Annotated in this window: 6 protein-coding genes; all 6 read right to left on the bottom strand. The window is 39.6% G+C overall.

What is annotated here, in order from left to right; translation table 11 throughout:
• The coding region (locus NTV63_00160) for an SGNH/GDSL hydrolase family protein (protein ID MCX6709358.1) at window positions 1-987 on the bottom strand (987 nt) is incomplete at its 3' end.
• A 308-nt stretch (window positions 988-1,295) separates the two neighbouring features.
• On the bottom strand, window positions 1,296-2,420 hold the full coding sequence (locus NTV63_00155) for a radical SAM protein (protein MCX6709357.1): 1,125 nt from the start codon (window positions 2,418-2,420) through the stop codon (window positions 1,296-1,298).
• On the bottom strand, window positions 2,417-4,954 hold the full coding sequence (locus NTV63_00150; protein MCX6709356.1) for a radical SAM protein: 2,538 nt from the start codon (window positions 4,952-4,954) through the stop codon (window positions 2,417-2,419). Before NTV63_00150 ends, NTV63_00155 begins: the two co-directional genes overlap by 4 nt.
• On the bottom strand, window positions 4,947-6,221 hold the full coding sequence (locus NTV63_00145; protein ID MCX6709355.1) for a radical SAM protein: 1,275 nt from the start codon (window positions 6,219-6,221) through the stop codon (window positions 4,947-4,949). Before NTV63_00145 ends, NTV63_00150 begins: the two co-directional genes overlap by 8 nt.
• Before the next feature lie 26 nt (window positions 6,222-6,247).
• Entirely contained in the window at window positions 6,248-6,529 is a 282-nt protein-coding gene (locus NTV63_00140) for a hypothetical protein (protein ID MCX6709354.1), read from the bottom strand.
• On the bottom strand, window positions 6,526-7,244 hold a 719-nt coding region (locus NTV63_00135), incomplete at its 5' end, for a hypothetical protein (GenBank protein MCX6709353.1). The genes NTV63_00140 and NTV63_00135, both read right to left, overlap by 4 nt.

The raw sequence follows: 7,244 nt of genomic DNA, 5'->3' as shown, positions 1-7,244 counted from the left end.
ATCATATGCCTCAATAAAATCAAGATAACATATGTCTTTCTCATATGAGAATTTGGATAGTTTTTCTGCCTGTTCTCTTTTCATATAAATTCCCTCGGGAAAATGTGTTATCATCAGACTGAAATCTTCTTTAAGAGAAAGATTGTAGAGGGCTTCCATGGGCTGTCTCACGTTCTCGAATACCTGCTCAAATGGCATGTTTGCAATTTCTTTATAAAAAATGTCAAATGCTTTCTGGCGAAAGTGTGCGTGGACATCATAAAATATTTTTTTATAAAAAATTTCAAATGCTTTCTGGCGGAAGTATGCTAGGATATTATGAGAAATGTTATTATTTATAATTGCAGTTTCCTTAAGGTAAGAGGCATACATCTCATTAGTATTTTTTTCTATTTCACTAATATTTTCAACATCGCTTGCGTGATGGGCAATTATGACAAGGTCAGGATTGTATTTGAGCCCTTTTACTTTTAATTGCTCCACCTCCTGCAGAGTGTTGTATCCTCCCACGCCAAGATTCAGCACTTCAAATCTTTTACCGCTGATATTTAGAGAGTTAAGCATCTGCTCAAGGCAATAGGAAAAAGTTTCATTATCATTTACACCAAATCCCTCAGTAAATGAATCCCCCAGCACAATTATCCTATAAACACCTTTTGGCTTCTCAATTGAGTAATCCCTGCCTCTGAAACCATCTGAATTGACAGTTTCAATTGTCGTTCTGTTAAATTTTACCCAGTAGCCATAAACTTGTACTCTGGTGTTGGGCATTATCTCATAAATTAGGATTGGATTGTCAGATAACATTCTGTTTGAACTGTTAAAACCTTCTGCTGATTCATTGCTTAAATTTGTTATGAACTCAGTTCCATGCGAACTCCTGATTGAGATCATTAAGTAAGCTGCAAAAAGCAAAGTTATTACTGCTATTAAGACTGTCTCTAATCTTTTTGATATCTCTGATTTTTTCATTGGGTAAACAACCATTTTGATTTATATGATTCCAGTTTATTTAATTTTTTGTGAATTGTAATGGATTTTCAATTGGAAGAATCCCTGTTTTCTTTTCACTTAGCTCAAGTAAGATAAGAACAAAGGATAGAGTTAAAATAATAAGCAAAAGGATTGTTTTAATGTTTATTTTAATGCTTGTTCTCATTTTTCATTCACGGAATAGGATAAACAAAATATGCTGGGGCAGGAGCATTAAGTTTCTTTATTATCAAAAAAATAATTATTGCAATAATCAATAAAAGAGATCCTATGATAATGTTGTCTTTCATTCGGTTCATTTTTTACCTCAACCTCTTCAGTTCCGCCTCAAGAATTTTTCTTGACTCAGCGATTTCAAGCAGGGCTTTAACTGTTTCGGATTCAGAGTCTGCAAGAATCTTTCTTGGCTTTCGTGAAAAAATCCTTGCATTTGCCCGCTTAATGCTTCTTACCGCCATTGCCTTAAAATTGCCCATCTTTTTAACTATTTCAGCCCTTTTTTTAACAGGCTCAAACACCTGGTCGTAGCAGCTCATAAGGCATCCGGGGCATTCCCCTTCAGCCGCCTTTTTTCTCATATCTGAAAACTTATCAGAATTCCAGATGTTTGTGAAAGTTTCTGATTTGAGATTCCCAAGTGGCTCCTTGAAAGCCCAGCACGCATATACATTTCCAATATTATCAACTGCACATGTTTTTTCAAGAGCAGAACAGTGCTTAACCTTGAGCGTTCCCAGGAAATAGTCAGGCATTGCGCGCAAATATCCTTTTGGATTTATGCTTATCCCGCAGTAATCTGCAAATTCAATTGCCTTTTCAATCTCTCTCTTAAACTGGGGAATGTCATTTTCAGAGAGCATAAAATCAGATGCCTTGGCTGGGTCCGAAAGAAAATCAGCTGAAAATGGCTGGAATTTCACAGTTGTTGCGCCCGTGTCTATTGCAAGGCTTATTGCAAATCTCATGAACAAATAATTCTTCCCGCTAACAGTCATTGCAATTGTTGTCTCAATTCCCGCCTTTCTCAGCAGCTTAAGGGCATTCAGTGCCTTGTCAAAGTTGCCTTTTCCCCGGATTGCGTCATGAATGTGTTTTGGCCCATCAATTGACACATTCACTACTCGCACTCCTGAATTTTTCAGACTTTTAGCAATGCTCTCATTTATCAACGTGCCGTTTGTTGGGATTGACACAGCAATTCCTTTTTTATGGGCAAAGGATATGATTTCAAATATGCCTTCTATAAGAAGAGGTTCGCCTCCAGAAATAACAATGCTTTTTACCCCTGCCCTTAAAAAATCGCCTATTGCGCTCTTGAAATCATCCGTGCTCATTTTGTCTTTTTCGCTTTTAATTGGGATATCACACATTCTGCAGTGCAGATTGCATTTTGATGTTGCGGAAATCACTACCTCTTCTGCTTTCATTTTTCGCTTTCCTCCTCTGAAATTCCGTCAAAATGCTTCAGAGTGCTTTCAAATGCGTTTATCTCCTCAAGCGCCTTAAGGATAAAGTCCCTCTTAATGCTGCTGCTTATCCTGGAGCGGTTTATTTCATAGGCAAATTTTGCTGTTATTTGCTTGAGGCTTTCGGAGTCGGGCCTTGCCCAGCATGTCTGAAGGCAGCTTTTGGTGCATTTCTTCATAAGCGCCCTTGATTTGCCTGCTGCCTTTGATTCCCAGACTTTCTTAACTCCGGATTTTGCATTTCCGAATGTGTCTCCGCAGATTTGCATATTCCCATCTGGCCCGATATTCAGGAATTCAAAAGGATTGCACTGCCAGGCATCATGCAAGTTTTCCCCGTTGAAATATCTTAAGAACAGCGAAGGGTCATGCAGGAACGCCACAAAACCGTTTTTTTTTCTGTATTCAGTTATTCTGTCCATCTCTTCCTTGAATATTTTAAGGTCTTCCTCATTTGGCCATAAGGGGCCGTGTGTCTTTGTCCTTTGCATATCTGTCTGATTTATTATTACAGGATGATACACTATGACATCTGCTCCAAGATTCTTTGAAAGCCTCATTATCTCGGATAATTCTGTTATGTTCTGGCGCATCATTGTTGTCCATGCAGATATCTGAGGTCCTTTCCCAATTTTTTTCCTGGCTTCAGAGAGGAGCCTTATCGCCCTCTTGGCTTTTTCAAAAGAGCCGGGAATTCCCCTTATTGATTCATATGCCTCGGCTGTTGCGCCGTCAAGCGAAATTGCAATGTTTCGAAGCCCTGATTTCACTATTTTATCTGTCAGTTCCTCATCAATCAGCTGCCCGTTGCTTACAATCTCTGTGGGCATTCCAAGAGAAGATGAGTATTCAATAAGTTCAAAGATGTCTTTTCTCAGGAAGGGCTCTCCCCCTGTAAAAAGTATTGTCTGATCCCCACCGAATTCGCTTATCTCTTTTATAATTTTCTTCAGCTCATCTGTGCTCATTTCATCACAGGCGCCAAGCTTTTTTACTCCACACATCCTGCAGTCAAGAAGGCACCTGTTTGTAACGCTTAGATAAACCCAGTGCGGACCTACAAGCGCCCGGTTGATTATTTTTGAGAAATAGAATCTTGCATTTAGAAGGAATAATGAGAATGCTTTTTCAGGAGAGTAATTCGGTGAACTTTTTTCAGAAATCAATTCTGTATACGCTGATTCCTTTTCTTCCAAAGGTTGAGCTGCCTTTTTATTCCCTATCCTCTTCTCTATGTCCTGCTTTATCTTATTTATGGTTGAAAGGACATACTCTATTTCTTTCAAGTCAGTGTGCATTTTTATTCGGAGATTTTCATCTGATTTGTGAAGAAGAAGAATCTTCTCATATTTTTCAAGATTATTCCTTATAAGAGTCATGTACTCTGCAATCTCGCTTCCGCTTTCAATATACCTTATGAAATTCCTGATTTCAGACAGATACATATTCCATAAGTTCTCTGCATGAGGCATCAGTGCGCAGCCCTGCACGCACTCCTGCCTGCAGTTCTTGACTGCAACTCTTGCTTCCTTAGCCTTGTCTGAATCCCAGATTTCTGAAAGGCTTTTTTCCCGGAAGTTTTCAATGTTTGAAAAATTCCTTGAATCAACAGGACAAACAAGCCCTACATTGCCCCAAAGCCCGACAAAAAGCCTATTGTATCCAACAAAGCATTTGTTTGCTTCAAATTCTCCCCTAAAATACTGGCTTATCATCTTTGCATCAAAGATTATGTCAATCTTTGAGCGCTTTTTGCATTTCTCCATTTCTGAAAGAACCTGGCTGAGGCGCTTAAGCCTTGATTTGGGTATCCACAGGCTGCTCTTGTTGTTCTGCCTGAACATCTTGGTATTGTCCACGAGAACTGGCTGGAACCTTATTCCTGTTACTCCAAGATTCTCAACAAAATGTATAAGCGGAATTACCTCATCAAGATTCTGGTTCATAATAACAGAAACCAGGCTTATGTGCAACTTTTCATTACCCTTCTCTGACTTTATTCTGTTGATTTCCCTTATTGCATTTATGGCATTTGAAAAAACTCCTTTCCCCCTTATGTAATCATGGATTTTTTCAAGCCCGTCTATTGAAAAGGTAATGTAAGAAAGCGATGAATCAGCAATCTTCTCAGCCACATCATTGTTTATCAGTATTCCGCTTGTGTTTACAGAAGTGATTAATCCCTTGGCTTCAGCATAGTTTACAATCTCAATGAAATCATCGCGGACAAATGGCTCTCCTCCTGTAAGGTAAAGCTCAGATATGCCTATCTGCGCTGCCTGCTCTATAAGAGATTTAACCTCCTTTGTAGACATTTCCTCTTCAATTTTTGATGGATTTTTTGCAATGCTGCACATCCTGCATCGGAGAGGGCATCTGTGTGTTATGCTTATCTGAAGGGTCTCCGGACTTACAAAAGTGCTGTTAAGCACTCTTGAGAAGTAGAACCCTGAATTTTTTTCAAACTCCAAAAAATGCAGATTTACATCAGACATTCAGAACGTCTCCACGGAATTTCCGTATTATCCTCTTGGCATTCCTTATCTCAGACAATGCATATGCGGGGTTTGTGCTTCCTTTTCCAAAAAAAGCAAGGCACTTTTCAATAGGGCTTAAGTCGCATTTTGATTTTATTGTCTTTTCATAATTCCCCAAAATTTTCAGCGCATAAAAAGCATTTTTACTTTTGCCTCTTGGAATGCTGCTTGCAAATCTTTTTGAAATTTTCTCAAGGCTTTCAAGTTCGGGCTTCAGGACGCATGCCTGAAGGCATGGCTTTGCGCATTTCTTTATTCCTTTTCTAAGTTTGTTTGCGCATGCTGAGGTGAAAAGCTCTTTAAGCGAGTGCTCAGTTGATTCGCCGTAATTTGAATCGCACATCCAAAGCGAACCCCTGCTGTTTATCACAATCCTGATGTAGCCGTCATAGCACTTTATGTTTTGATGCTTCATTGTTCCGGCATAGTAATCCTTAATCAGTTTCAGGACAATCGGTTCAACAAATATCAAATCAGAATATGCTTTGTCCTTCTTCATGCGAAGAAGCTCATTTATGCTCTGTTCAAGTATAGGTATTCTCTCTCTTGGAACCCAAAGCTCATCCCTTGTCAGCCTTTTGTGCATTGAGAGATTGTCTGAAAGCATTGGCTGGAAGACAATTATGTTGCATCCAAGCCTTTTTGCAAGCCTTGCCATGTCAGGAAGCTCCTCAAGATTCCTGTTCTGGACAACGCAGTTTATCCCTGCAGTAAGACCTCCATTCCGGATTTTTCTGCTGTATTTTGTTATGAGGTTTATTGCATTAACTCCTTTCTTAAATGAGCCTTTTCCGCGCACATAGTCATTGTTTTTCATAAGCCCGTCTATTGAGATTGTGATATGGTCTATTCCTGAATTGGCTATTTCCTCTGCTGTTTTCTCATTTATCAGAGTGCCGTTGCTTATCACGCTTACATGCCTTATCCATTTTTTCTTTGCATAGTTGGAAATGTCTATGACAAAATCCCGTAGAAACGGCTCCCCTCCTGATATGATAAGATGAGGTATGCGTAGCTCAGACATATCACCTATTATCCTGAAGCACTGCTCCTTTGAAAGTTCGCCTTTTATGTCCTGCCGCCAAAGGTTGCACATCCTGCAGCGCAGGTTGCATTTTGCAGTTATCTCAAGATAAACATTTTCCGGCGGGACAAGAATCTTTCCAACCAGCCTTGAAAGATAAAATCCTGCTTCGTTCCTGAATTTTTCAAGTTCTGCTTCCATGAGATTCATCTGATTAATTCATCTGATTATTTATTTTCATCAATGGGAATTATTTTTTTGGCAAAAGTTCGAAACACTTTTTCGCGCCACTCCCTTTCTTTAATGTTTGAATTGCTGCTGTACCAGTTTCCATTCTTGTTACTGTCCTTCTCATTAAGGTAATAATCAAGGTTAAGGTCAAATGCCTTCACGCTGAATCCTTCCTCTTTCAGCTTTGATGCAAGATAGCATATGCCCAATGGAGGCATGCTTACGCCATAAGGGGGCAGGTGCGCCAGGGATATATGCATCTTCTCTTCTTTTTTCATTTTAATAACGCCCCTGCTATTCTTGAAATTGCCTCTGAATCCCTGCGCGAATGGCATGCCTGAAGGCATGGAGAGTTGCACTCAAAAATTTTTTTTCTTAGAATGGATGCCTCTTTTGAGTTCCAGCATTCTGCTATTTTCTTTTCCCTGACATTTCCGCACAACCCGTGGCATATGTAAACATGAAATTCCGGCTTTGGATTGTGGGTGCATAATGCAACTATGAGCGTCTTATACCCACCAAAGCATTTCCAGTCATTTTTTCCAACTTTATTCCGGTAATATTTCTTGAAAAGTCTTATGCCTGGTTCCTCATAAAGCCTTAAGTGTTTTCCTTTAAAGCGCTTGACTTCATCTATGCTCTTATCAAGGATTGGAAGGGATTTTTCAGAAATCCAAAACGGGGTATCTGTGCTCCTATCCCTCATTTTTGTGTTGTCTTTTACCAATGGCTGGAATGTCGCTGAATCAACATAGAGAGAGTCAAAAAATCGCATCATCCCAGGAAGGTCAGCAACATTCTCCTCCATTACTGTGCAGGCGAAACCAATTGAAAGGGGTGAATTTTTTCTTTTCCTTGCAGAATCAACAAGCTTTATTGCATTGACAACCTTGGAAAAAGCCCCTTTTCCACTGAAGAAGTCATGCGCTCTTTCCATGCCGTCTATTGAGAAGTGTATGTGCGAAAGCCCTGAATCAGCAATTTTTTCAGCAG

The sequence above is a fragment of the Candidatus Woesearchaeota archaeon genome, assembly GCA_026394965.1.
In the GTDB taxonomy this organism is placed as follows: Archaea; Nanobdellota; Nanobdellia; order Woesearchaeales; family 0-14-0-80-44-23; genus JAPLZQ01.
This window is presented reverse-complemented; position numbering and strand designations above follow the sequence as displayed.